Source organism: Klebsiella sp. BIGb0399 (assembly GCF_003752615.1).
GTDB lineage: Bacteria > Pseudomonadota > Gammaproteobacteria > Enterobacterales > Enterobacteriaceae > Klebsiella > Klebsiella lignicola.
On sequence record NZ_RKHT01000006.1, the window covers coordinates 33879 to 58107 of the forward strand.

20 protein-coding genes are annotated in these 24229 nt (G+C 54.2%); 11 read left to right on the plus strand and 9 right to left on the minus strand.

The features are described from left to right. Positions 1–217 precede the first annotated feature (217 nt). The 3 genes from gpt to crl all read left to right on the plus strand — a co-directional run bounded on the left by gpt (position 218) and on the right by crl (position 2483). Entirely contained in the window at positions 218–676 is a 459-nt protein-coding gene (gene gpt, locus EDF82_RS10830) for a xanthine phosphoribosyltransferase (RefSeq protein WP_004858267.1), read from the plus strand. A 106-nt stretch (positions 677–782) separates the two neighbouring features. Further along, positions 783–2027: an esterase FrsA gene (gene frsA, locus EDF82_RS10835; protein ID WP_123755571.1), complete on the plus strand. Its 1245-nt coding sequence runs from the start codon at positions 783–785 to the stop codon at positions 2025–2027. Between the two features lie 57 nt (positions 2028–2084). Beyond that, a complete protein-coding gene (gene crl, locus EDF82_RS10840; RefSeq protein ID WP_123755572.1) occupies positions 2085–2483 on the plus strand; it encodes a sigma factor-binding protein Crl in 399 nt (132 codons plus the stop codon). Between the two features lie 1024 nt (positions 2484–3507). Here the strand turns inward: crl and gabD are convergent. Further along, positions 3508–4956, minus strand: a complete 1449-nt coding sequence (gabD, locus tag EDF82_RS10850) for an NADP-dependent succinate-semialdehyde dehydrogenase (protein ID WP_123755574.1) — start codon at positions 4954–4956, stop codon at positions 3508–3510. Positions 4957–5552: 596 nt separating this feature from the next. Between gabD and EDF82_RS10855 the strand changes: the two genes are divergently transcribed. From EDF82_RS10855 to EDF82_RS10870, 4 genes are all read left to right on the plus strand, one after another. Next, positions 5553–6509: a TRAP transporter substrate-binding protein gene (locus tag EDF82_RS10855; protein ID WP_227540124.1), complete on the plus strand. Its 957-nt coding sequence runs from the start codon at positions 5553–5555 to the stop codon at positions 6507–6509. 74 nt (positions 6510–6583) lie between these two features. Next, a complete protein-coding gene (locus tag EDF82_RS10860) occupies positions 6584–8458 on the plus strand; it encodes a TRAP transporter large permease subunit (protein WP_123755576.1) in 1875 nt (624 codons plus the stop codon). Between the two features lie 208 nt (positions 8459–8666). Continuing rightward, positions 8667–9431 (plus strand): SDR family NAD(P)-dependent oxidoreductase, encoded by a 765-nt coding sequence (locus EDF82_RS10865; protein ID WP_123755577.1) that lies wholly within the window; start codon positions 8667–8669, stop codon positions 9429–9431. 192 nt (positions 9432–9623) lie between these two features. Then, positions 9624–10043, plus strand: coding sequence for an RbsD/FucU family protein (locus EDF82_RS10870; RefSeq protein ID WP_123755578.1), 420 nt, complete (start codon positions 9624–9626; stop codon positions 10041–10043). Positions 10044–10076: 33 nt separating this feature from the next. On the opposite strand, the gene EDF82_RS10875 is transcribed toward EDF82_RS10870, so the two are convergent. Further along, a complete protein-coding gene (locus EDF82_RS10875) occupies positions 10077–11126 on the minus strand; it encodes a LacI family DNA-binding transcriptional regulator (protein WP_123755579.1) in 1050 nt (349 codons plus the stop codon). Between the two features lie 371 nt (positions 11127–11497). Here EDF82_RS10875 and EDF82_RS10880 point away from each other — a divergent pair, with 371 nt between their 5' ends. Together EDF82_RS10880 and EDF82_RS10885 are read left to right on the plus strand one after the other, a co-directional pair. After that, on the plus strand, positions 11498–12187 hold the full coding sequence (locus tag EDF82_RS10880; RefSeq protein WP_123755580.1) for a heavy metal response regulator transcription factor: 690 nt from the start codon (positions 11498–11500) through the stop codon (positions 12185–12187). A gap of 15 nt (positions 12188–12202) precedes the next feature. After that, the gene (locus EDF82_RS10885; protein ID WP_123755581.1) at positions 12203–13669 is read left to right on the plus strand and encodes a heavy metal sensor histidine kinase; all 1467 of its coding nucleotides are present in this window, start codon (positions 12203–12205) and stop codon (positions 13667–13669) included. Between the two features lie 22 nt (positions 13670–13691). On the opposite strand, the gene EDF82_RS10890 is transcribed toward EDF82_RS10885, so the two are convergent. Together EDF82_RS10890 and EDF82_RS10895 are read right to left on the minus strand one after the other, a co-directional pair. Then, positions 13692–15008 carry an FKBP-type peptidyl-prolyl cis-trans isomerase N-terminal domain-containing protein gene (locus tag EDF82_RS10890; protein ID WP_123755582.1) on the minus strand — a complete coding sequence of 439 codons (1317 nt, stop codon included), beginning with the start codon at positions 15006–15008 and terminating at the stop codon, positions 13692–13694. Then, positions 15005–15409, minus strand: coding sequence for a hypothetical protein (locus EDF82_RS10895; protein WP_123755583.1), 405 nt, complete (start codon positions 15407–15409; stop codon positions 15005–15007). The genes EDF82_RS10890 and EDF82_RS10895 overlap by 4 nt, the downstream gene beginning before the upstream one ends. Before the next feature lie 346 nt (positions 15410–15755). Between EDF82_RS10895 and EDF82_RS10900 the strand changes: the two genes are divergently transcribed. Continuing rightward, complete coding sequence (locus tag EDF82_RS10900) at positions 15756–16607, plus strand: aldo/keto reductase (RefSeq protein ID WP_123755584.1); 852 nt, start codon at positions 15756–15758, stop codon at positions 16605–16607. 25 nt (positions 16608–16632) lie between these two features. Then, positions 16633–17622 (plus strand): aldo/keto reductase, encoded by a 990-nt coding sequence (locus EDF82_RS10905; protein WP_123755585.1) that lies wholly within the window; start codon positions 16633–16635, stop codon positions 17620–17622. Between the two features lie 69 nt (positions 17623–17691). Here EDF82_RS10905 and EDF82_RS10910 read toward each other — a convergent pair whose 3' ends face one another. The 5 genes from EDF82_RS10910 to EDF82_RS10930 form a co-directional block, all read right to left on the minus strand. Then, on the minus strand, positions 17692–18762 hold the full coding sequence (locus EDF82_RS10910) for a fimbrial protein (protein ID WP_123755586.1): 1071 nt from the start codon (positions 18760–18762) through the stop codon (positions 17692–17694). Beyond that, positions 18762–21275: a fimbria/pilus outer membrane usher protein gene (locus EDF82_RS10915; protein ID WP_123755587.1), complete on the minus strand. Its 2514-nt coding sequence runs from the start codon at positions 21273–21275 to the stop codon at positions 18762–18764. The genes EDF82_RS10910 and EDF82_RS10915 overlap by 1 nt, the downstream gene beginning before the upstream one ends. Before the next feature lie 8 nt (positions 21276–21283). Beyond that, on the minus strand, positions 21284–21967 hold the full coding sequence (locus EDF82_RS10920; RefSeq protein ID WP_123755588.1) for a molecular chaperone: 684 nt from the start codon (positions 21965–21967) through the stop codon (positions 21284–21286). Between the two features lie 64 nt (positions 21968–22031). Next, entirely contained in the window at positions 22032–22580 is a 549-nt protein-coding gene (locus tag EDF82_RS10925; protein WP_123755589.1) for a fimbrial protein, read from the minus strand. Positions 22581–23228: 648 nt separating this feature from the next. Next, entirely contained in the window at positions 23229–24122 is an 894-nt protein-coding gene (locus EDF82_RS10930; protein WP_123755590.1) for a LysR family transcriptional regulator, read from the minus strand. Between the last annotated feature and the right edge of the window lie 107 nt (positions 24123–24229).

The following is a 24229-nucleotide window of genomic DNA, read 5'->3' on the forward strand; positions in this document are numbered from 1 at the left end:
GTCGAGGGTTAGCAATAAAAAGTACAACAAGCGCAGGCTTGCGCAGTGGGGTTGAGAATACCACTTTCCACGGCGACTGGTAGTGTAAACCGCGCAAAAAGCGTCGCGAATGCCGCTTAACACTGGTTTTTAGCGCGTCAGATCTCTATAATCTCGCGCAACCATTTTCCCCCTCGAACATCATTTAAGCCGTATTACACAGGCTGGGACACTTCACATGAGCGAAAAATACGTCGTCACCTGGGACATGTTACAGATTCACGCCCGCAAACTGGCCAATCGTCTGATGCCTTCTGAACAATGGAAAGGGATTATTGCCGTCAGCCGTGGTGGTCTGGTACCAGGCGCATTACTGGCGCGTGAACTGGGTATTCGTCATGTTGATACCGTTTGCATCTCCAGCTACGACCACGACAACCAGCGCGAACTGACCGTTCTGAAACGCGCTGAAGGTGATGGTGAAGGCTTCATCGTTATTGATGACCTGGTTGACACCGGTGGTACCGCTGTCGCCATTCGTGAAATGTATCCAAAAGCTCACTTTGTCACCATTTTCGCTAAACCGGCTGGTCGTCCGCTGGTTGATGATTATGTTGTTGATATTCCGCAGGATACCTGGATTGAACAACCGTGGGATATGGGCGTGGTGTTCGTACCGCCGATCTCTGGTCGTTAATTTCCAAACGAAATGCTAATTACCACGCCCGGTTATGCCGGGCGTGGTTTTTTTTCGCCGTATGCAGGTTACAATGACCAGAGTGGCAACACGATGGAGACTGCACATGTCACAAGCTAACCTTAGTGAAACGCTGTTTAAACCTCGATTCAAACATCCAGAAACTTCTACGCTGGTGCGCCGGTTTGCCTCGGGCTCGCAGCAGCCGATCCAGTCCGCACTCGACGGTGCCAACGTTGATCACTGGTATCGTCTGATCAACCGCCTGATGTGGATCTGGCGCGGCGTCACTCCTCAGGAGATCCTCGACGTGCAGGCGCGCATTGTGATGAGCGATGCCGAGCGTACCGATCCCGACCTTTACGATACCGTCGTCGGCTACCGCGGCGGGAACTGGATCTTCGAGTGGGCGAAGCAGGCGATGATTTGGCAGCAGGCCGCCAGTCAGGAGGCCGATCCGCTCCTCAGCGGGCGCCACTGGCTTCATGCGTCGAACCTCTACAGTATTGCTGCCTATCCGCATATTAAAGGTGATGAACTGGCCGAGCAGGCCCAGGCGCTGGCCAATCGCGCTTATGAAGAGGCGGTGCTTCGCCTACCGGGCGAGATGCGTGAGCTGGAGTTTCCTGTGCCCGGCGGCGCGCCGGTGACCGGCTTCCTGCATATGCCGAAAGGTGAGGGGCCGTATCCGGTGGTTCTGATGTGCGGCGGGCTGGATGCGCTTCAGACCGACTACTACAGCCTGTATGAGAAATATTTTGCGCCACTGGGTATCGCCATGCTGACGCTGGATATGCCTTCGATTGGCTTCTCGTCAAAATGGAAACTGACCCAGGACACCAGCCTGCTGCATCAGCATGTGCTGAAGTATCTGCCGAACGTGCCGTGGGTCGATCATACCCGGGTGGCGGCGTTTGGTTTTCGTTTTGGCGCCAACGTCGCCGTCCGCCTGGGCTATCTGGAACCCCAGCGTTTGAAGGCGGTGGCCTGCCTTGGCCCGGTGGTGCACAGCCTGCTGGTGGATCCGCTGCGTCAGGGGCGGGTGCCGGAAATGTATCTGGACGTTCTGGCGTCGCGACTGGGAATGCACGATGCGTCTGATGAGGCGTTGCGCGTTGAGCTGAACCGTTATTCGCTAAAAACCCAGGGACTGCTTGGGCGCCGCTGTCCGACCCCGATGCTGTCCGGCTTCTGGAAAAACGATCCGTTCAGCCCGGAAGAGGAATCGCGTTTAATTACGTCGTCTTCGGCCGATGGCAAACTGCTTGAGATCCCATTCAAGCCCGTTTATCACAATTTCGATCGCGCTCTGCAGCAGATCGCCCGGTGGATCAGTGATAGATTTAGTTAATATATTGCTAAATTTTATTGATTTGGTAAAACAGTTGCATCACTAAAGGAGATCGCAATGACGTTACCAAGTGGACACCTGAAGAGTAAGCTGATTAAGAAATTCACGGCTCTTGGCCCTTATATTCGCGAAGAGCAGTGTGAAGACAACCGCTTCTTTTTCGATTGCCTGGCAGTCTGCGTCAATGTAAAACCGGCGCCGGAGAAACGCGAGTTCTGGGGATGGTGGATGGAGATGGAAGCACAGGCATCGCGCTTCACCTACAGCTATCAGTTTGGCTTGTTCGATAAAGAAGGGGTCTGGCGCCCGGAGGCGATCGACGATCCTGAAGTTAAAGAGAAGCTTGAGAAGACGCTGCTTGATTTCCACGACCGGGCTAAAGCATTACTGGTGACATTCAGCCTGAAGCTGGAAGCCGCCGACGACGTGAGCGAGCCCCTCAGACTCCGTGCCTGACGCGCTAACGGTTACATGAAAAAAATCCACGCTATGTAGCGTGGATTTTTTATGCGTTCGTTACCTGTTTAACGCGCAATCCAGGACGGGTCACACAGGTAAAAAAGCCCCGAAGGGCTTTTGGACGCTATGCTAACAGGACGAATAATTTCAGTAATTCGGCTGCCATGTTTACAGTCGTCTTTTCACCATTAGGAAAATGGAAGATTATTTGGGTTCGTATTCATCCCATTTTGTCTCTTTAAGATGACTGGGAACCAGGTCCGGTCTTTGGACATAAATTTTTGCGCTAATGTTAAGTAGACATGAATATATTTTAGCTATCTCTACGAGCGTAAAGTCTGGATTTAGATCATATTCATGCGTCAATAGGTCAGCAAGGTCTTGCACTTGAGATTCAATGTTTTGAATCCTTTTATGGATAATATCAAGATTTGTATCTTTCATATTCGGTTACCTAATGAGGAAAACGCCTTGAGCCTGGCAATATCTGAAGGCATCATAACATTGATTTTGTTTGACATCACGATATATCCCTTGCCGCGCAGTGCACTGCTGGTATTTTATCTGGCAGTCAACGTTGGGCTTGCGCATGGTTTTTGTTTTTGGTTCATGTGTTGTGCTTTGCTCTGCTGTAACTGTTGTTGCTGAGCATAATATAAGTATTGAAATAATGTATAGTAATTTATTTAACATAGTATATCCCTATGAGTTATCAGTATCTATTATTTGACACTTTAACTTCTTGCGCCTTAATTAGATTATTAAAAAGATATTTTTATTTTTGTTATACAGATCTGATTTTTATTTATTTAGTGTATTGGGTTTGAGTTTGAGTTTGGTTATTATTTATATGATGAATAAGTTTCTTTTTATTTACCATCATCGGATAGTTTCTGTATTATTGGATTAATGAAGCCTGCAACGTTCCCTGGTGGGGCCGTTCCCACCGCATAAAAAGGCCCAAAGCGTAATGGCAAATAACACGTTTTGGGCTTCAGATACGGCGTTAAACCAGCCTACTTTACAGGCTAATACACATGTATTTGATTTCTAAGTAGTCCTCAATGCCGTATTTCGAACCTTCACGCCCCAGGCCGGAGGCTTTGACTCCGCCAAAGGGGGCCACTTCGTTGGAGATAAGACCGGTATTGATGCCGACGATCCCATACTCCAGCGCCTCGCCGACGCGGAAGACGCGGCTCAGATCGCGGGCATAGAAATAGGCGGCCAGGCCAAATTCGGTATCGTTGGCCTGATGGATCACTTCCGCTTCGTCTTTGAAGCGGAACAGCGGCGCCAGCGGGCCGAAGGTCTCTTCTTTTGCCACTTTTGCACTGTCGGGAACATCGGCCAGAATGGTTGGCTGGAAAAAGTTACCGCCCAGCGCATGCACTTTGCCACCGGTGATAATCCGGGCGCCTTTTGCAACGGCATCGGCGATATGTTCCTGCACCTTGGCCACCGCTTTCTCATCGATCAGCGGCCCGGTCGTCACCCCGTCCTGCAGGCCGTCGCCAGGCTGCAGCTTGTTCACCGCCTGCTGTAGCTTCTCGGCAAATTGCTCATACACCCCATCCTGCACGTACAGGCGATTGGCGCAGACGCAGGTCTGCCCGGCGTTGCGGAACTTGGAGGCCATTGCGCCTTCGACCGCTTTATCCAGATCGGCATCATCAAACACGATAAACGGCGCGTTGCCGCCCAGTTCGAGCGAGACTTTTTTAATGTCCTGGGCGCACTGCGCCATAAGCTGACGGCCGATGTCGGTGGAGCCGGTAAACGTCAGTTTACGTACCAGCGGGTTGCCGGTCAGCTCGTTGCCGATGGCGCTGGCGGAGCCGGTCACCACGTTGAACACCCCGTCCGGGATCCCGGCGCGGGTCGCCAGTTCGGCCAGCGCCAGCGCGGAGAAGGGGGTCTGGCTGGCGGGTTTGAGCACCATCGTACAGCCGGCCGCCAGCGCCGGACCGGCCTTGCGGGTGATCATCGCCGCCGGGAAATTCCAGGGGGTGATCGCGGCGGTCACGCCGATCGGCTGCTTGATGACGATCAGGCGTTTATCCGCCTGATGGCCGGGAATGGTATCGCCGTAGATCCGTTTGCCCTCTTCGGCAAACCATTCGATAAAGGAGGCGGCATAAGCAATTTCGCCTTTGGCTTCCGCCAGCGGTTTACCCTGCTCCAGCGTCATCAGCCGTGCCAGATCGTCCTGGTTCGCCATGATTAAATCGAACCAGCGGCGCAGGATCGTCGCGCGCTCTTTGGCGGTGAGCTGGCGCCAGGCGGGAAGGGCGCGACTGGCGGCAAGGATGGCGTCGCGGGTCTCCTCGGTCGCCATTTTCGGGACTGAACCCAACGTTTCGCCATTGGCGGGGTTCGTTACGGTAATCACATCGCCGCTGGTGGCATCTCGCCACTCTCCATTGATAAAGGCCTGTTGGCGAAACAAATCCTGGTCATTCAATTGCATGATGATGTCCTGTTTCAGTGCGTTTAACGGGAAAGGGAGTGGGGTCGTCTGTCACTCCCTTCTCTGTTAAGTGTAGACGCCTGAGCCGAAGGGACGGCATCGACTAAGAGCCTGTCTCATTGGGCTATTTTATTTGCCATTTTGGCCCTGGGCCGTACTCACCATCCTCACGACTGCGTGTACGCTCCGGTGGTTCCGCGCTGTCCGTGACAAACTGGCTGCAACAATGACTCCCATTGGGACAGGCTCTAAACAGTGACTAAACAGCGGCGGCCAGATTTTAGCGCTGCAAAACCTGCAGCAAAATTCGCGATGCCCGCCACAAATTTCACACGTTGTGCACGCACAAGCCGGTAAGCAACTTGCTTTTATCTGGCCGGGTCGATACGTTCTGTAACGTTACACTAAAACGTTACAGAAGAAATTTAATTCCGGTTATGACTGAAGACCCTGGCGATTTAGCGAGGCCCAAAGGTGCAACAGACACCCCTACGGTTTGTGAAAGGATAACAATGATGAAAATGAAACAGTTTTGTTCGGCCAGACGTATTTTGGCATTGGCTTGTTTAAGCTCGGCCCTGCTTGTCGGGAGTACGGTGAGTACCCTGGCCCACGCGGCGCTCAACTTCCGCGTTTACTCTTCGCTCCCGGCGGATGAATCCTCAGCGCATTACATTTGGTTCAGCCGCTTTCAGGAAAACCTTAACAATAATGCGAAACTGAAAGGGCAAATTAAGCTCAACTATTTTGCTAACGGCATGCTGGGGAAAGAGGCGGACGCCACTCAGCAGGTGCGTATCGGGGCGATTAATATGATGATTTCCGGCACTTCTATTTGGGCCACGCTGGTGCCGGAAATGGGCGTGCTGGATCTCGGGTATTTATTTAAAGACTACAACCAGGTCGGGCAAGCGCTGGATGGCAAAGCGGGGGAGAAACTCTCGGCACTCATGATGGATAAAGCCAACGTGATGGTGCTCGGTTATGGCTTTAACCTGGGCGCCCGCAACATCTATACCAAAAAGGTGATTGAAAAGCCTGAGGATTTAAAAAATCTCAAAATTCGCGTCCTGCCGGTGCCTAATTTCATCGCCACGCTGAATCATATGGGAGTGGTGGCGATCCCGATGCCGGGAGGCGAAGTCTATTCCAGTCTGCAAATGGGGGTGATTGACGGCGTGGAGCACGATGCCCCGACGATTTATGCCAGCAAATATTATGAAATCGTCAAAAACGGCACCCTGACCCGCCATAGCTACAATCCGCTGATGATTGCCATGAATAAAAAGAGTTTTGAGCAAATCCCGCAGGAGCTGCGCGCAGAGGTGCTGGCGGCGGCAAAAGAGGCGACGGACTACGAGCGCCAGCAGGCCGGTAAAAAAGAGCAGGAAGCCATCAAGAATCTCGAAGCGAAAGGGGTGACATTCCGCGAAACCGATCGCCAGTACTTCTATCAGCAGGTGCAGCCCGTATGGCAGACGTTCCTCAACCAGTACCCGGATATGAAGCCCATCGTTGATGAAATTACCGCGGCGGCAAAAGACCCGTCATGATCGGCACCGCTTGCCCGGCGGTGTGACGGCTGAGGCAGGCGGTGAGGTTAGCAACCTTGTGGAGAGGACTCAACATGGCTGATATCTCTATTAAAGCAAAGGATGAGTGCGTTGCCCTTGCGCTGTTGGGCAAACTGAGCCGGTTTTTAACCACCCTGACCGCCTGGGCCGGGGCGTTGGTGCTGTTTATCAATGTGCTGGTGGTGTTTGCATCCGTTATCTGGCGCTATGCGCTGCACTCGCCCATCCACTGGGCTGAAGAAGTGGCCCGTGCGCTGATGATTGCGCTGGTGTTTTTCGGGGTCGCCACGTCGACGGCGAAAGGCGGCCATATTGGGGTCGACCTGTTCCTGCGCTACTTGCCGGAACGGGTTCGTCCCTATGTCGTCCATGCCAGTCGCTGGATTTTATTCCTGGTCGCGGTCGGCTTGGTCATTTCCAGCTATGATCTGGTGCAGGCCGCGCGGCTGCAAACCACCGAAACGGGGCTGCCGCAGACCATCTACGTCATTCCGGTATTGATAGGCTCGCTGGTGATGATGGTGGCGGCGCTGGAGCTTGCCCTGCGGGAGTCCATGCGGGTTGTGCTGTTCAGCGGCCTGGGCATCGTGGCCCTCGCCGCCATTGGCTATATGAAACTCTCGCTGATGGCCGATCCCGCCAGCGCCGCAGCGGGGCTGATGCTCATCTGTTTTGTGCTCGGCATTCTGGCGGGGGTGCCGATTGCGTTTACCCTCGGTCTGTCTGCCATGGTGTTCTTTATCTGCGATCCGTCATTACCGTTTGTCTTTTTCTCCCAGCAGGTTGCCGCGGGAGTGGACCACTTTGTCCTGCTGGCGATTCCGTTCTTCCTGCTTGCCGGCGCCGCCATGGAGATTAACGGGATGTCGACGCGCCTCGTTGAGCTTATCGTTCGCGGGATGGGGCGCTTTCGTGGCGGCCTGAATATGACGACCGTGCTGTCGATGGCTTTCTTTTCCGGGATCTCCGGTTCTAAGCTGGCGGATGTGGCGGCGGTTGGTGGCGTGCTGATGCCGGCGGTACGTCGGGCTAAGCAGGACGGCGAAGAGGCCGCGGGCGTGTTCGCCGCCTCAGCGGTGATGGCCGAAACGATCCCGCCTTGCGTGAACCTGATCGTGATGGGCTTTGTGGCAAACATCTCTATTGGCGCGTTATTTATCGCCGGTCTGGTGCCCGCCGCCTGCTTGCTGGTGCTACTGATGATCGCAGCCAACCGCTTTGGCGGCAAAATTAACGTCAGTGAAGCGTACCCGGTGTTACGGCCACGCACGCAACTCTATCTTGGCGCCGCCGTTGGGCTGGTGATGATCTTTATGATTGGCCGCGGCGTGATGATGGGGATTGCCACCTCGACAGAAATTTCAGCCTTTGCGGTGATTTACGCCATCGTCGTTGGCCGTCTCGCCTTTCGGGAGCTGACGTTCAAAGCCACGGTGAAAATGTTCGTCGATATCGCAGCCATGTCCGGCGTACTGCTGTTTATCGTCGCCTGCGCTACCAGTCTTTCCTATGCGCTGACGATACAGATGATCCCTCAACAAATAGCCGAATTACTGGTCAGTATCGGGGTTGAGCAGGGCGCCTGGCTGTTCCTGCTATTAACCATCGTTATTCTGGTTATTTTTGGTGCGGTTCTGGAAGGCGCTCCCGCGCTGATAATTTTTGCGCCGATTCTGGTGCCGATCGCCGTACAGCTGGGCTTCAGCCCGCTGCATTTCGGCATCATTATGATTATGGCAATGGGGTTCGGCCTCTTTTCCCCGCCTATCGGACTCGGGCTTTATACCACCTGCGCGATATGCGGCGTGGAGATGAAACACGTTATTCGGCCCATGGCGAAATATCTGGCGGTGGTATTCATCGGAATTATTATCGTGGCCATGGTGCCCCCGTTAACTACATGGTTGCCGGGACTGGCCGGGTATTAATTTAGACATAAGTCGTTCAGGCTGTCGCCGTATTTAAACACCTTTGAAAAGGCACTCTGGCATATTGGCTGGGTGCCTGGTCAACATCGTATCGCTCAGGTTCTGATATTTAACACGCTCGCCGGCGGGGATATCGACACGCTTAATTCTTGCCGGTGATAAATGTTATGTGCTGGTGGCGATTTATTTTTAATGAAAGGAGAAGACAATGGGATCATTAACAGGAAAAAAAGTATTTATTACCGGTGCTGAGCAAGGTATTGGTAAAGAGACCGCAAAAAGACTGATTGAAGCCGGGTGTGATATCTATATTCACTATTTCAGTGGTGAAGAAGGCCCCAGAGAATTAATCGCCCTTGCGCAGCAGCGCGGAGGTAAAGCGACCTGCGGCTACGCGGATTTAACCAGGGAAGAGGATGCGGCACGGTGCGTTGCCGAGGCGGCGGAATTTTTAGGCGGGATCGATATTCTGGTGAATAACGTCGGTGGAATTATTGCCCGCAAATGGCTCGGGGAGATTGACCCGCAGTTCTGGCGCACGGTGATTGATGTCAACATGACCACGATGCTCAATGTGACGCAACAGGCGTTGCCGTGGCTAAAAGAGGCAACAGATGGCGCGAGCATCGTCAATCTGGCCTCGTTAGCCGGGCGTTCCGGCGGGCACTCCGGCTCGCTGGTGTACTCCATGACCAAAGGGGCGGTGCTGACGTGGACGCGCTCGCTTGCCGCCGAACTGGGTGAGTTTGGCATTCGGGTCAATGCCGTGGCGCCAGGGCTGATTCTGGGCACGCGTTTTCATAACCAGCATACCACCCAGGCCTCGGCTGACCGTACTGTCGAAGAGATCCCGTTGGGAAGAGCCGGCACGCCGGAAGATGTTTCGCGGGCGATCTGTTTCCTCGCCTCCGAATACGATGGTTTTATTTCCGGCGCCACGCTTGATATTAACGGCGGTATTTATCGGGCATAACTTCGAGGGGCGGGAATATCCCGCCGAAGAGCTTATCCCTCCAGGCGTATATTGTTGCAGCCAGTCTGGACACGGGCAGCGCGGAAAAGCCGGAGCGTACATGCAGTACGTGAGGATGGTGAGCACGGCCCAGGTCCAAAATGGCAAATAAAATAGCCTAATGGATAGGCTATGAACTAAGGACACCGATTGATGATCAAATCAGACATTATTCACCCGGAGCTACTCCAGGCGCTGGCCCTGTGTGGCCATAAAGCCAATATTCTTATTGCTGATGCGAATTATTCATTGTTAACCAATTCGTCACCACGGGCGCGGATTATTTATCTTAATTTTTCTCCGGGGTTAATTAGCAGCGTGGTGATTTTACAAAAGATACTCGGCTACATTAATGTTGAAAAAGCGCTGCTGATGTCCAGCCCGGATGATTTTGACAATACGATTGCCAGCGAATATCGCAGCCTGCTTTCTGAAATGACCGAACCGGAATATGTGGCCCGCGATGCGTTTTACGCACTGGCAAAATCGTCGGATACACTGCTGGTGATCGCCTCCGGCGAGACCCGCCGCTTTGCCAATATTCTGCTCACCGTCGGTCCGACGCTGTTGTGATGGCGGGACGGATCTCCCACCACCGGGCCGGCTTTAGCCTCCGGCAGCATCGCGTACTGACTGACGGCACACCAGTGAAGGGGTAAACAGAAACTCCTGCGGCGCAAGCGACGGGTTTTCGGTTCGCTCAATCAGCCGTTTCACCATGACCTCCGCCATGTCACCCAGCGGAGGCATCACCGAACTCAATCCGGGATAAACCAGCCCCGAGAGCGGGATGTTGTCGATGCCGATAATGGAGATCTGCCCCGGTACGCTCACTCCGGCTTCATGCAGGCCGGCCATCAGCCCAATACCAAGCGCGTCATTGATCGCCACGATGCCGTCAGGACAGGGCGACAGGCGGCAGATCTTGTGCGCCAGCGAGCGGCCGAGTTCGGTCATCTCCGTATCGCCGTAGGCCGCTATCGTCTGCTCTTCGATAATCATCCCCTCACGAAATATTCCATGCTGCTGCACTGCGCTGAGAAAACCGTCGATTTTATGGGCGCGGCTGGGGGTCATACCGGCGGCGGTGGCGAAGATCAGATGCCGACAGCCACGGGCAATCAGATGCTCAGTCGCTAAACGACCGGCTTCGACGTTATCCATGGAGACGCTGTCCAGCGCCAGGCCGCCGGAACCGGCGTTTGCCGGCATTCGACCGTCGTAGTTGACCATGATCATTCCCTGCGCGGCGGCGCGGACGAAGTGCGGTTTCTCAATATCGCCGGCGGCGACAATAATGCCGCGCACGCCGTGGGCGAACATGTCTTCCAGAAAGGCTTCTTCCTCTTCAATCTGGCGATAGGTGTTGCCGATCAGCACGCGATAGAGCCGCTGTTTGGCCGCCAGATCAACCTCCCGCACCAGCGAGGCGAAGCTGGGGTTAACGATGGAGGGAACCAGCAGCCCGATCATTTTAGCCTGGCCCGTTTTCAACTGCTGGGCGACACGATTGGGGAAGTAATTCAGCGTTTGCATGCTTTGCTGAATGCGCGTCAGGGTCTCCTCGCGCATCTGATCGGTACGACCATTGAGCACGTTGGATACGGTACTGACGGACACGCCGGCGTGTTTAGCGACATCGCGAATGTTTGCCATACATCTCCTTTGTAGCAATGGGTGAGTGGCGGACTAACGATCGTCTGCGGTCTTTTTATACGACCTCTGCAAACCTCATCCAACATCGCTTTTTTATATGGGGGATCATCAACAATAACGGTTTAGTGTAACGTTACAGTTGGCGCTGTCAATGCGATTGCGATCGCCCCCGAGCCAGGCATTAACGGCATTTATGAATCCTGCTCATAGTCCTTATCCTGGTTGTGGGGATTATCCCCCGTTATCTCCGGGTTACTATAATTCAGAAACACATTCCTGACAGGAATGTCAGAAAAATGTCAGCCAGATGACGGGTGTGAAACGTTAACATTGCTTGTGTTCTCGGGCTGGACTCAACGAGAGGGAATAAGATGCGCTTGTTATTAGTTGAAGATGAAGAAAAAACATCGAGTTACCTCAATCGCGCACTGGGTGAGTCAGGCTTTACGGTTGATGTCTCCACGGATGGCGCGGAAGGTCTGCATTACGCACTAGAATTTGATTATGACGCGATCATCCTCGACGTCATGCTGCCCGGCATGGACGGCTATCGGGTGCTGGAAGGCATTCGGGCCAGTAAACAGACGCCGGTACTGATGCTTTCCGCCCGCGGCGCCGTCGACGAGCGGGTTAAAGGACTGCGGCTGGGAGCGGATGATTATCTCCCCAAACCGTTTTCGCTGATTGAGCTGGTGGCCCGCATTCAGGCGCTGGTACGCCGGCGTGCCACAGATGGCGCCGATATTACGCAGTTGCACATTCACGATTTGCAGCTCGATCTGCTGGCCCGCCGGGTATTTCGTGCCGGAGTCCGGCTGGAGCTGACGGCGAAGGAGTTCACTTTGCTGAGCCTGCTGGCGCGCCATCAGGGCGAGATTTTATCCAAAATGATGATTGCCGAGCAGGTCTGGGATATGAATTTCGACAGCGATGCCAACGTGGTGGAAGTGGCCATCAAGCGGCTGCGCGCCAAGGTCGATGCGCCGTTCGACGTCAAACTGCTGCATACCGTTCGCGGCATGGGGTATGTCCTTGAAGTCAGGGCAGAACCACAGAGTTAAGCACAGGAGTTAAGCATGTCCAGGCGTTCTATCTCCGTCCATATGGCGTTGATGTTTGCGTTATCCGCCTTACTGATTGTCGTGGCCATCGGCATTTTGCTGAGAAGTTCGCTGCACGACTCTTTGCGACGGCAGATGCATAACGAGCTGCATTTTCGCGAGTCGCTGATGAGCCCGTGGATCACTGCGCGAACGTCGGCGGACGGCTGGTCGACGCTGGCCAGTAAATTTACCGTGCTCGCCAGTTCGGAAGGTGAGCGGGTACGTTACTGGATCGTCAGCGATAATCCCCGTTTTAGCGTGGGCGGCACGCCGCCGGTCGGGGTGCAGTGGGCGTCGCTGCAAGAGGGCTTCAACACCGTGCCCGGGGCGACGGAAAACGCCTGTTCATTATCCCTGCTGGTGAAAACCATTCCTGCCAACGGCGAACGGCCCGCTCTGCGCTTCGTCGTCGCTATCGATTCCACGCGTTATATGGGCACCCTCAATGCCTTTACCCATACGCTGCTGATCATCACCGTGTTGGGGGTGCTGATTGTCGCCGGGCTGGGCTATGCAGCTTGCCGAATTGGCCTGCGACCGGTGGGCGCGTTGAGCCATCAGGCGCGGCATCTGGTGCCGGGAGATCATGGTCAACGCCTGGATACCGAAACATTACCGGTAGAGCTCCAGCCGCTGGCCTCATCCTTTAATGGCGTGCTTGAGCGCCAGGAAATTGCCTGGCGGCAGCTCGAAAGTTTTAATGCCGATGTGGCCCACGAATTGCGCACGCCGCTGACCAATCTGATCGGTCAGACCCAGCTGGGGCTGTCGCGGCGGCGTTCGCCTGAAGAGCTGGAGGAGCTGCTGGGATCCAACCTGGAGGAGCTTGAACGTATGGCCTCCATCGTCAACGACATGCTGTTTTTGTCGCACGCTCATGCGGGGGAACATGCCTCGCAGCTGACCCGCGTCTCCCTGCGTGAAGAGACGCTGAAAACCGCAGAGTATGTCGAACCTTCATTTGCTGAAAAGCAGCTTTCGCTGGAGGTTGAAGGCGAGGCCATTGCCCATATAGACCGCCGCCTGTTCCACCGTTCGCTGGCGAATTTGCTGGAGAACAGCGCCCGACATTCGCCGCCGCACGGTACGGTGACCGTCAGGCTCAGCGAACAGGACAACCGGGCCTGCGTGGCGGTATCGAACCCCGGCGAACAGATCGCGCCCGGGCATTTGCATCGCCTGTTTGAGCGTTTTTACCGGGTGGATTCTTCACGGGCGAAAAGCGATACCCATCACGGCCTTGGGCTGTCTATCGTGCGGGCGGTCGCGATTATGCATCACGGGGACGTGTTTGCCCGCAGCGAAGGGGGCATCAATACCTTTGGGATCACCTTTGCGATGTTGCCGAACCCTGACGCCGCGCGAAACCGCGTGCCCTATTCGAATATCGCCGCGGTGCCGGACCCGGCCGACACCATTGCCCGGCATACCTCTGCCTGATCACCGGCAGGGCATTGAGCTGCTACGGCAGCAGCTCGAAGGTGATCGATATTAACGTGGTGGGGCTGATCGCCTCAGGCGGCGGGTTATACAGGGAACCCGCCTGACCATACAGTGTGACCGTGCCGCCTTTAAAGCCGGACGACAGGATTTTATCCATCAGCGGATCGGTCTGTTTGTCATACATCATGCTGGAGTTCATGGTGTTTAATATCGGCGTGCCGTCCAGTTTCTTCTCCAGAATATTCATGGACAGCGATTCGTCGAGCTTATATTTCTCTTTTCCTTTCTTATCTACCACAAAATAGACGCCGTTCGGCAAAATTTCGTATTTTTTATTCTTTATTTTCGCCATGATTTTATTGTCGATATCAACAAACTTTGCCGACATATGGTCGTTCAGGGCGTTGACGGTTTTTTCAATCTCACTCTCTTTTATTTTCAGTTTTTGCTGGTAAGCATCGTTAAATCCGGAGACCAATGCCGCTGGGGCGAGCTTCATCCCGTTGTCGGTCATTTTTTCCATTGCCGATAAGGCCTGGGTCAGATAGAAAACCCCTAACGCATAGGCGTTTTTATTGTTTTTATCTGCAAGGTTGAGTTTGTCGTCTTTTACCGCCACTCGGTCGAGGGCTGACTGTAACGTCTTATTTTTATCGGTTAATGCGGCAACCGCAGCCTCGTGTTTTTTCTGCGTGGCTTCGGCGGCGGCCGTCAGCTGCGTATTCTTGTTCGTTAACGCGGCAAGGGCGCTTTTCTGCTCGCTATCACTCTGCGCTCCCTGAGTTTTCAGCGCAGTGATTTGCGCATTCAGAGTGCGGGCGCTCTCTTCGAGCTTTTTCTGTGCGGCTTCAGCGGCGGCCGCCAGCTGCGCATTTTTTTTGTTCAGCGCATTCAGGCTTGCGCTCTGGTCAACGTCAGGCGCCGTGTTTCGCGCTTCCAGCGCGGCGATCTGCGCCGTCAGCGTGCGGGTGGTCTCGTCACGCGTTTTCTCTGCCGCTTTGACCGCGGCACTCAGCTCCGCATTCTGCTTGCGCAGGGCCGCAATCGTGTTATCTGCTTTATTATTCTGGTTGGCGGCCTTTCTGACGACCGCTGGCTTCTGAGGGGCCTGTTTGCTGGTAGTACTGCCGTCATCCGGGCGCTGCTGGCCCGCGGACGATTCTGCCTTCCCGTTATCTGAGGGCGGCGGATGCTGGATCTCGAGTTTCGAAATATTATCGAGGAAGTCTTCCCCCGCAGAATGCGCAGGGGGTAAAACAAAAAGGGTTGAGAGCACAACGGCGATCGTCAGCGGGCGACGCGGGTATGTTTTCACTATCCCCGGATGGTGGATCATCTGGCGATCCCGTCATTGAGATCGGCTTTTTTAGCCCGGCTTTCAAACTCTTTTATTAGCTTCTGCGAAATGCTATTACATTTATCGTTGATCTTGTATTCAAACAGCGGGGTGATGGTTGATTTCACGCTGGCCGACGTTTGCCCTGAGACTGAAGCATAGAATTTCGCATCGTTAATTAAACCATACAGCTCACTGGAGTCTTTCTGGAATTTTTTATCTAACTTAACCAATGCATCGGCATCCTGGATACACTGCTGCAGGGCGGGTAATTGGGCCGGTTGTTCTTTTTGCGTGGCAGGCGTGTTGATTAACGCACTGTCTGTTTTTTTTATATTGGCACAGCCCTGTAATACCCCCACGGAAATACAAACTAACGCCAACAGGTTATTCCTTGTCATGATTCCCACCATAATAAATACTATTTGATAAGTTATATTTATCGACACTAGCAGAAAGAATTTTAACTCACAACGATGCAGGTTTGCTTTTACCTTAATTCAGATTAAGCACTTCAAAGGTTGTTTTTTTAACCAAATGGTGAGAATCATCCTGGCGAAATACAATAACGTTATTATCCTGATATTCCCCACGCCAGATGCGTGGCCGGAGCGCGTCAGCGGGCGGGGCGGCAGGCACCTGTCGGATTAATGAATCAATCTAATAAACCCTAGTTTATTCCGCTATCTAATCGAATAAATCACTCTGCGCTATGCTTCTCTCACACAACAGCTGAAGGATAACGTCATGCAAACGGTAAAACTAAATAACGGTATTGAGATGCCCCTGTTGGGCTTTGGTGTCTTCCAGATGACGGATGCCGCAGAGTGCGAGCGTGCCGTGCTGGATGCCCTTGATACCGGCTATCGCCTGATTGATACCGCCGCCTCTTATCAAAATGAAACCCAGGTGGGCAACGCGCTCAGGCAGAGCGGCATCGCGCGCGATGAGCTTTTCGTCACCACCAAACTGTGGCTGCAGGACACCAGTTATGAAGGGGCGAAAGCGCAGTTTGAACGCTCGCTGAACCGCCTGCAGCTGGATTACGTCGACCTGTACCTGATCCACCAGCCTTACGGCGACGTGCACGGGGCGTGGCGGGCGATGGAAGCCTTACAGCAGGCTGGCAAAATCCGCGCGATTGGCGTGAGTAACTTTCACCCGGACAGGCTCGCGGACCTGATGGCCTTTAATCAGGTGGCACCGGCGGTCAACCAAATTGAAGTTAACCCGTTCCACCAGCAGCTGCAGGCGGTGCCGTGGATGCAGAGCCGCGGTATTCAGCCAGAGGCATGGGCGCCTTTTGCCGAAGGGCGAAATGGCCTGTTCCAGCATCCGGTGCTGACCGCGATCGGGGAAAAATATGGCAAAAGCGTCGGCCAGGTCGTTTTACGTTGGATCTACCAGCGCGGCATTGTCTCGCTGGCCAAATCCGTGCGCAAAGCGCGAATGGAAGAGAACATCAATATTCTCGATTTTGAACTGAGCTCAGAGGACATGGTGCGCATTGCCGCCATGGATACCGCCACCAGCGCCTTCTTCTCGCATCGCGATCCGGCGATGGTGGAGTGGCTGACCGGCCGTAAACTCGACGTCTAAACCCAATAACAGAGGAACCAGGCACATGCAAAAACGCTTTCTTGGTCAATCAGGTCTGGAAGTCTCGGCCTTGGGTTTGGGGTGCATGGGCCTCAGTCATGGCTACGGCCCGGCGACGGATACCCGTCAGTCGATTGAACTGATCCGTGCCGCGGTGGCGCGCGGCGTGACCTTTTTCGATACCGCGGAAGTCTACGGGCCGTATCTGAACGAAGAGGTGGTCGGCGAAGCCCTGAAACCGTTTCGCGACCAGGTGGTGATCGCCACCAAATTCGGTTTTACCTTCGGCGATGACAACAAGCAGCAGATCCTCAACAGCCGTCCGGAGCATATTCGCGCGGCGGTCGAGGGGTCGCTGCGCCGCCTTAAAACGGATGTTATCGATCTGCTCTATCAGCACCGGGTTGATCCGGATGTGCCGATCGAGGATGTCGCCGGCACCGTAAAAATGCTGATCGCGGAAGGGAAGGTTAAGCATTTTGGCCTGTCCGAGGCCGGGGTGGAGACCATTCGCCGGGCGCATGCCGTCCAGCCGGTTGCCGCGCTGCAAAGTGAATATTCGATGTGGTGGCGCGAGCCTGAGCAGGCGATTTTACCGCTGCTGGAAGAGCTGGGGATCGGCTTTGTTCCCTTCAGCCCGCTAGGAAAGGGGTTCCTGACCGGCGCGATTAAGCCAGGGGCGACCTTCGGGGCCGATGATTTCCGCAGTAAAGTGCCGCGTTTTGCCGCCGAGGCAATCGCCGCGAACGAACGGCTGATTGCGCTGCTCGGCGAGCTGGCCGCAGAGAAAGGCGTGACGTCGGCGCAAATCGCGCTGGCATGGCTGCTGGCGCAAAAACCGTGGATCGTGCCGATCCCGGGGACCACTAAACTGCATCGTCTGGAGGAGAACCTGGGGGCGGCAGATGTTGTCCTTTCGCCAGCGGATCTGCAGCAGATTACCCAGGCGCTCGATACGGTGAAGATTGTCGGCGAGCGCTATCCCGCAGAGCTTCAGGCGCGGGTAGGGCGGTAGTCGCAACGGGCTGGCGGGTCACCGTCGGCCCGTTATTCCTGGCTTATTGATGACATCAGAACGCTGAGTCTATTCATAGGTGATGGTAAATGTGACCGGTACTTCCACCGCCCCGGAAGTCATGTTGCCATTTAAGCGAAACAGACGGGCGCTGAAGTCGTATGCCATAGCGGCAGTCGACGTGACGCTACCAAGCGTGGCTGGCGTTAACGCGCCAGGGGTGATTACGCTGCCGTTTCGCATAAGTTGAACCCCCACATTTGCCGCATAACCTTCGCCTGTGGTGTTGCTAAATACCGTCTTGTGGGTGCTGTCTGTCGCCCCTTCAAAGGCGAGAGCCGGTAAAAGTCGCGTATCTTCACAGGCCAGACTGATACTGAATGTTGTTTCATTCTGCGTATCGCCCGGATTGGGAAAGCGCTGCTTATAGGCTATCCCTAGCGGCACCTCAGCAGGATAATCTTTTATTTCGCAGGATGCCGCGGTCACGTCAACGCCGCTGAAATTTATATTCAATACGGTTAACAAACCGACTTTTATACTACCGAAGAGCCCGGCAGGCAGATGCCCGGAATTAACAGAGCCACCGGCTTTAAAGGCATAGATATTAATATTATAGCCTCCTTTGACAATGATCTCTGACCACGACAGACGTCCGTTTCGTTCAGAAAAGCTGGTCCCATTCAGAGCGTAAAGCTGGGCCAGAGTTTGTGCGGTTGGGGCTCCCGTCGTTCTGTCAGGGTACACCCAGTAACCCTCAGATTTAGACGAGCGAAATACGAAACCGACACGGACATTATTATTCGGGCGGATAAATTTAAATTGTGAGTTAGCGACTAATTCCCCGGTAGGAAAATCTCCACCTTCAAATGTTATCAGGTCCTCCTCAGAGGTACACTGAATAATGTCAGTATAAACATTGGCTGCGCCTGTCATTGCTGCAAGAGTGGGGCCGGAGATATAATCCTGATGAATAATGTAACTGAGTAGTGAACTACCCACCAGGCCAATGGGCGGTGAATAGGTATAGGCCGCCGCCGATTTCCCTGCTAACCACTGACATTCAGCTAGCGCCTGGTTGCTCAAGGTCAGTAACGCTATGCCGGCAAGCGCTGGCGGCAGATATCGTTTTATTTTCATTACAGACACTCCGTCTCTGCCATCATTAATCCGTTCACTTTCATCGCCTTTTTCTCCTCAAAAATCCCGGAGCAACTGCGATCGGCCGATAACACCACCGTCAGCGCTGTACCATCGGCCATACCGGACAGGTAGACCTGACCACCGTCGCCGACAATGCCCTGGCTGTCGCCGGCGCTGACCATCGCCCCGAACGGAACGGCCTGGCCTGCGTGCTTCAGTGTCAACAGGCTGCGGTAACCTTTGCTGGTGTTAAAGTCGGCCAGTACCAGCGCTTCTCGGGTCGGTACTACTTTGACCTCGGCCTGTTTCAGGTCCACGTTTTCTCCCAGAGTGGCGGTGTCCAGACCGACGCGGTTTTCCCGGTAGGCCATCATTGAAGGGACTACCGCATATCCGCGCCAGTCGGTGGTCAGACCGATTTGATTTTTCACCCTGACGCCATCCGCTCCGGGCGAGCGAACGAGGGCATAGGCGCTGCCTTCGTAGAGAGGGGGAGATAAAGTCACGCCGTGAGGGTGCACCACGACGGCTCCTTGAGCTCCCCAGTTAAACTGGCGGCTCTCGCCATAATAGTTAGAGTAGCCAACACTTAATGAGCCCAATCCGCCACGGTAGGTGCCAGAGAGTGCGGTGCTGTTCCTTTCCTGGCTCCCCTCCTGGCGGTAACCCTGCGAGGCCGCCCAGGATAAATTTCGTCCTGCCAGCGCCGTGCCTGACAGGGTGCTATTGAGGGTTGCGCTGCCGGAATCAGAGCGTGTGTAGCTGGTATTCATTCTGATGGAACTGCCGTGGCCAGAGAGCCACTGACCAATGGGCAGGCTGATGCTGAAGGAGGTCACGTTATCCGTCTTCCCGGAGCGCCAGCTTTTACTTTGGGTCTGGCTAAGGTTTACCGTTACGCCGTTGAACGTTTTGCTCCAGCCGCCAGTCAGACTGCGACTACGGCTGTATCCGTTCCAGTATTCCTGCTGATTAGCGGACAACGCCAGGGAACCCAGAGGACCAAGATCCTGACTGAGACTGAGTTGTGCCCGACTTTTGAGTATCGTTCGGTTGACTCTCTCTGCGGTGTGGTAACTGTTACTGGCCTCATCAAAGTCATAATATCCATCCGTAGCATAACGGTATCCGGCGAGCGTCATACTGGTGCCTGTGACTTCAAAACGCTTGCTGTAGCGGGCGCGCCAAGATTGCCCTGTCTGCTTTTCTCCGCTGGAAAAATGAGTCTGCGCATGGGTAACATCGAGCGACAGTGCTCCCAAAATTCCCAGAGCCTGTCCCACGCCCAGCATACCGGAACGGTAGTGTTCCGCTGCGATAAGGCCTGCATACAACGATGTACTGTTCAGTACGCCATACAGAAATTCAGCCTGTATAAAGCGCTGCGCTTGCGTATCGCGACTGTGATAGTAATGTGCGCCAAACTTGCCTGCGGTAGCCGAATATTTAAGCGCACCCTGGCGTATTGATATCGGCGGTGAGGCGAAGGACTGTGTCCAGCTGCGGACTGAACCATCCTCTTCGCGTACGGTTATCTGAAGGTCGCCTGAGGTAGAGGTGGCATACAGGTCATCGATGATAAATGCCCCCGGAGAGACAAAGGTCTGGTAAAGCAGGTTGCCGTTCTGTCTGATTTCCACCGTGGCATTAGTCACCGCCACGCCGGTTATCTGCGGCGCATAGCCCTGTTGGCTGTCGGGCAGCATACTGTCTTGTGTGCTCAGGCTGACGCCCCGAAAGCTGAAACTGTCGAAGATAATCCCGGGGCTGCTGGTATCGCCCATCACTAAGCGCGAGCGCAGGCTGCGGATGTCGCGCTCAAGCCGGGTTTCCAGATTCTGCCACTGGCCGCGGGCAGCGTTGGCCTGATAGTAGCCTGTGTTTCTCAGACGCCATGCGCCAAAATTGGCCCCGCTGCGGAAATTCACATACTGGGTACTGGTGTTTTGTCCGAGGTTTCTGTTGTGATTTTCCGACCCGCTGGCACTGTAGGAAGTAAACAGAAAGGGCAGGCCATCGTCCCATTGCTCCGGGGGAATATACCCACGAGCACGGTTATCCATCGCCGCCTGAGGAATGCTGATATCCAGAATACCGCGTCCAAAATCAAACGGTGTCTCCGCTCCGGGAAGTAACGCCTCCAGGTGGGTAATAATGGCGTCCGGAGCAAGGTTCTTGATGCCGGGAATAACCTGCGTTTTGACACCCAGCGTGCCGAGCAGCTCGGGGGTGAGTTCGGGGCATAATCGGTTATCACAGGCGACAAAATTCATCCGGTATCGGCCAGCGTCACTGCGGTTGACGCGCACGTTTACGTCGTACTCTCCGGGCATCTGGATATCGGTACGTGACAGAAGATCCAGATCGATTTGTTGTCTCTGTTCATCCGTAAGATTAAGGGAGTTGACGTTAAAATAGAGTTCGGCCCGGACGCTCCGACTCCCGTACAGCACACAAAAGATGGCTGCCGTCAGGGCTGTGAGTTGCCCTGCGGATAACAGTTTGCGCATGGTCGTCCTCAGAACGTGAACTTGACGTCTTGTGTGATGCCGCCGAAGTCATTAATGGTGCGCCAGATAACCGTAGAAGGCGTGCCTGCTGGTGAGGGCACCAGAAGCTGGCTATAGGGCTGAATTGTCCCCGGGCGTTCAACTTTCTTTCCGTTGATGACGACGCTTGCGAGAGAGACGACATACGGCGTCGGGTTATCAAAACGCACTCCGCCGCTGACCGAATTCACCTTCAGACTTTCCCCGGCCCGGGAAGCCGCTTCAGACGTCAGTCCGACCGGGCGATAAATCAGCTTGATAATGTTCTGTGTGGCGATCACCATTCGCTGCGGGTTGTTTTTCCGCTCTGTGGCGGGGACGGCACGAACGTTAAGCTGGAACTGCGTTTCACGGTCATTGGGCAGTGATTGCCCGACGTAGACCACGCGTATAGCGATAGTGTCGTTCTGCCCTAGCTTGGAGACCGGTGGCGTGGTGACGAAAGGAATCGCCTGGGTGTTGCGGTTCTTGTCGGACACCCAGGTTTGTACCAGTTGAGGCGTACTTTTCCCTCGGTTTTCAAGGGCAATGCTGGCCTCTTTTTTTGCCGCATCATAAATAAGGCGGGTGCCACCCAGAGTGAGTCCGTCAGCAAGTACAGATAAAGGAAGAAGTGCGGCACCAAAGAGGCACATTGCGTATTTTAAGGTCATTGTCTGGCTCCGGAATAAAAAAGGCCGGTAAAGCAAGGTTATTACCGGCCATCACCGAACGTTATCAGCTGTAATCGATAGTGAAGGTCACGTTGGTATCGATATCTCCACCGGTTTTTGCCGTGGCGGTATCGCTGACCAGATAGGCGTTGAATTTGCCGGTTGCTGACACTACATCCTCGCCCAGTAAGGAGAGGCCGGTGTTGCTGTTCGATACGTCGGTGGTGTAGTAGGTGCCGCTGGCGCCGGCGTCTTCAATACGGATACCGACGCCGGTGATGCCGGATGCAAAGAGTTCAGGTCGGGCAGAAGAGCCCAGAGAAGTCCCGGTGAAGGTGATCTTAGGTGCGTTCTCAACGGCACACTCGGTCAGCTCAATGCTGAATGGCGTACTGACCGTCGATGCTCCTGCCGTGGCCAGAGTGATATTGCTGACCTGACCAAAATCCACGGTTCCGCTGGTTGAAGAGGTCCCTGCAGTATTATTTACAGAACACGCAGCGGCTGAGATGGTGCCGATAAAATTAATAGTACCGTCTGCTGCATTCGCGACACTTGATAAACCCGCAGCGGCGAGCACTAAGGCAATTTTGCCAAATTGGTATAATTTCATTCGATATATTTCCTTCGAGGCTATTAATGGTGCTGGTTAATCATTAATGCGTATCTGCACAAAGCAAACACAACAATTAATATTGTTTTCGTCACCTAGGATACGGTTGGTGCGTTAAATTGAAACTGAAATAATATTTATTCTTTTTAGTTCAATTAACTTCAGGTGGGGTGGGGTTAACTCAGATCTTATGAAATCTTATTTTTTGTTTGGTGTTTTATTTATTGCATTGATATGTATGGGTTTTGTTTGTTGGTTCGAACTTAAGTGAAGATGGGAGTGGCTTTTCTGTGGCACAAGTTGAGATGAGCCAGTTCTTCCTGTTCATAAAATAAAAGGTACAGAATTTAAATGTTTTGGCCCTGGATGATATTGTTTTGGCTGATATTTAACCAATTAAATTGGTGCGGTGTTTCAGAATGGGGGGTATTTTTTTACTGGGAGGATTAAAGGAACGAAAATATTAACATGAACTCCCGTGTTTTTTATCAAAATACATGATTCTTTCACCGGATGATTTGCAGTAGATTACTCCGTGGCTGATACGATAAACATTGCAGCGAGCGCTATCCCGCAGAGCTTCAGGCGCGGGTAGGGCGGTAGTCGCAACGGGCTGGCGGGTCACCGTCGGCCCGGTATTCGTCATCGTTACTCGCTATAGCGCAGCGCATCAATCATCAGCGCGAACGCCGGCGGATGCTGCTTTCGGCTGGGGTAGTAGAGGTAGTAGCCGGGGAAAGCGGGGCACCATGCCTCCAGTACCTGAACCAACGCTCCGCAACGGACCGACTCTGCAATCACATCTTCCGGTACGCAGGCGATGCCAAAGCCGGACTGCGCCGCATCAATCCTTTCTGACAGCAGATTGAAGGTCAGCTGTCCCTCAACCCGCACGCGCAGCGGTTTACCCTCGCGCTCGAACTCCCAGTGATACAGGCCACCGGCGGTAGGCAGGCGCATATTGATACAGCGGTGATGCTGCAGATCATGGGGCGTTTCCGGGGTGCCGTTGGCGGCAAAATAGTCGGGGGAAGCCACCACCGCCATGCGCATATCCGGGCCGATTCTGACGGCAATCATGTCTTTATCGACGCTTTCCCCTAGCCGCACACCGGCATCGAAACGGCCATCCACGATATCCACGAAGCCGTTATCCACCACCAGCTCGACATTGATTTCCGGGTATTCCCGCAGAAACGGTTTCAGCTTCGGCCACACCAGGCTGCGAACGGCGTGTTCACCTGCGGACAGACGGAGATTGCCAGATGCCGTGCCGTTCAGCTGGATCAGCATCTCCAGCTCTTGTTCAAGTTCGGCGAGGCGTGGCTCCAGGCTGGCAATGATGCGCTCACCGGCCTCCGTCGGGGAGACGCTGCGGGTGGTTCGGGTCAGCAGACGCAGGTTTAAACGCGCTTCCAGCGCCTTGATGGCATGGCTGAGCGCGGATTGTGAGACGCCGAGTTTGCCGGCCGCGCGGGTGAAGCTTCGCTCCCTCGCTACCGCCAGGAAGATTTGCAGTTCGTTGAAGTTCTCTTTAAGCATCGGCGAATTTCCTTATTGAGCCTGGTCAGCTGCAGGCCGCACTCATGAAGATCGTTCATAGACGCAATCATTTTAGCCCGGTTACTGAGAACAATGGCAAGCGGTAT

What these genes read in the sequence shown, in the direction of transcription:
- EDF82_RS10930 (WP_123755590.1), bottom strand. Translation starts at nt 24,122, where the DNA reads ATGCTTAAAGAGAACTTCAACGAACTGCAAATCTTCCTGGCGGTAGCG.
- EDF82_RS10900 (WP_123755584.1), top strand. Translation starts at nt 15,756, where the DNA reads ATGCAAACGGTAAAACTAAATAACGGTATTGAGATGCCCCTGTTGGGC.
- EDF82_RS10870 (WP_123755578.1), top strand. Translation starts at nt 9,624, where the DNA reads ATGATCAAATCAGACATTATTCACCCGGAGCTACTCCAGGCGCTGGCC.
- EDF82_RS10890 (WP_123755582.1), bottom strand. Translation starts at nt 15,008, where the DNA reads ATGATCCACCATCCGGGGATAGTGAAAACATACCCGCGTCGCCCGCTG.
- EDF82_RS10865 (WP_123755577.1), top strand. Translation starts at nt 8,667, where the DNA reads ATGGGATCATTAACAGGAAAAAAAGTATTTATTACCGGTGCTGAGCAA.
- EDF82_RS10875 (WP_123755579.1), bottom strand. Translation starts at nt 11,126, where the DNA reads ATGGCAAACATTCGCGATGTCGCTAAACACGCCGGCGTGTCCGTCAGT.
- EDF82_RS10920 (WP_123755588.1), bottom strand. Translation starts at nt 21,967, where the DNA reads ATGACCTTAAAATACGCAATGTGCCTCTTTGGTGCCGCACTTCTTCCT.
- EDF82_RS10910 (WP_123755586.1), bottom strand. Translation starts at nt 18,762, where the DNA reads ATGAAAATAAAACGATATCTGCCGCCAGCGCTTGCCGGCATAGCGTTA.
- gpt (WP_004858267.1), top strand. Translation starts at nt 218, where the DNA reads ATGAGCGAAAAATACGTCGTCACCTGGGACATGTTACAGATTCACGCC.
- EDF82_RS10925 (WP_123755589.1), bottom strand. Translation starts at nt 22,580, where the DNA reads ATGAAATTATACCAATTTGGCAAAATTGCCTTAGTGCTCGCCGCTGCG.
- EDF82_RS10905 (WP_123755585.1), top strand. Translation starts at nt 16,633, where the DNA reads ATGCAAAAACGCTTTCTTGGTCAATCAGGTCTGGAAGTCTCGGCCTTG.
- gabD (WP_123755574.1), bottom strand. Translation starts at nt 4,956, where the DNA reads ATGCAATTGAATGACCAGGATTTGTTTCGCCAACAGGCCTTTATCAAT.
- EDF82_RS10860 (WP_123755576.1), top strand. Translation starts at nt 6,584, where the DNA reads ATGGCTGATATCTCTATTAAAGCAAAGGATGAGTGCGTTGCCCTTGCG.
- EDF82_RS10880 (WP_123755580.1), top strand. Translation starts at nt 11,498, where the DNA reads ATGCGCTTGTTATTAGTTGAAGATGAAGAAAAAACATCGAGTTACCTC.
- EDF82_RS10885 (WP_123755581.1), top strand. Translation starts at nt 12,203, where the DNA reads ATGTCCAGGCGTTCTATCTCCGTCCATATGGCGTTGATGTTTGCGTTA.
- EDF82_RS10895 (WP_123755583.1), bottom strand. Translation starts at nt 15,409, where the DNA reads ATGACAAGGAATAACCTGTTGGCGTTAGTTTGTATTTCCGTGGGGGTA.
- frsA (WP_123755571.1), top strand. Translation starts at nt 783, where the DNA reads ATGTCACAAGCTAACCTTAGTGAAACGCTGTTTAAACCTCGATTCAAA.
- crl (WP_123755572.1), top strand. Translation starts at nt 2,085, where the DNA reads ATGACGTTACCAAGTGGACACCTGAAGAGTAAGCTGATTAAGAAATTC.
- EDF82_RS10915 (WP_123755587.1), bottom strand. Translation starts at nt 21,275, where the DNA reads ATGCGCAAACTGTTATCCGCAGGGCAACTCACAGCCCTGACGGCAGCC.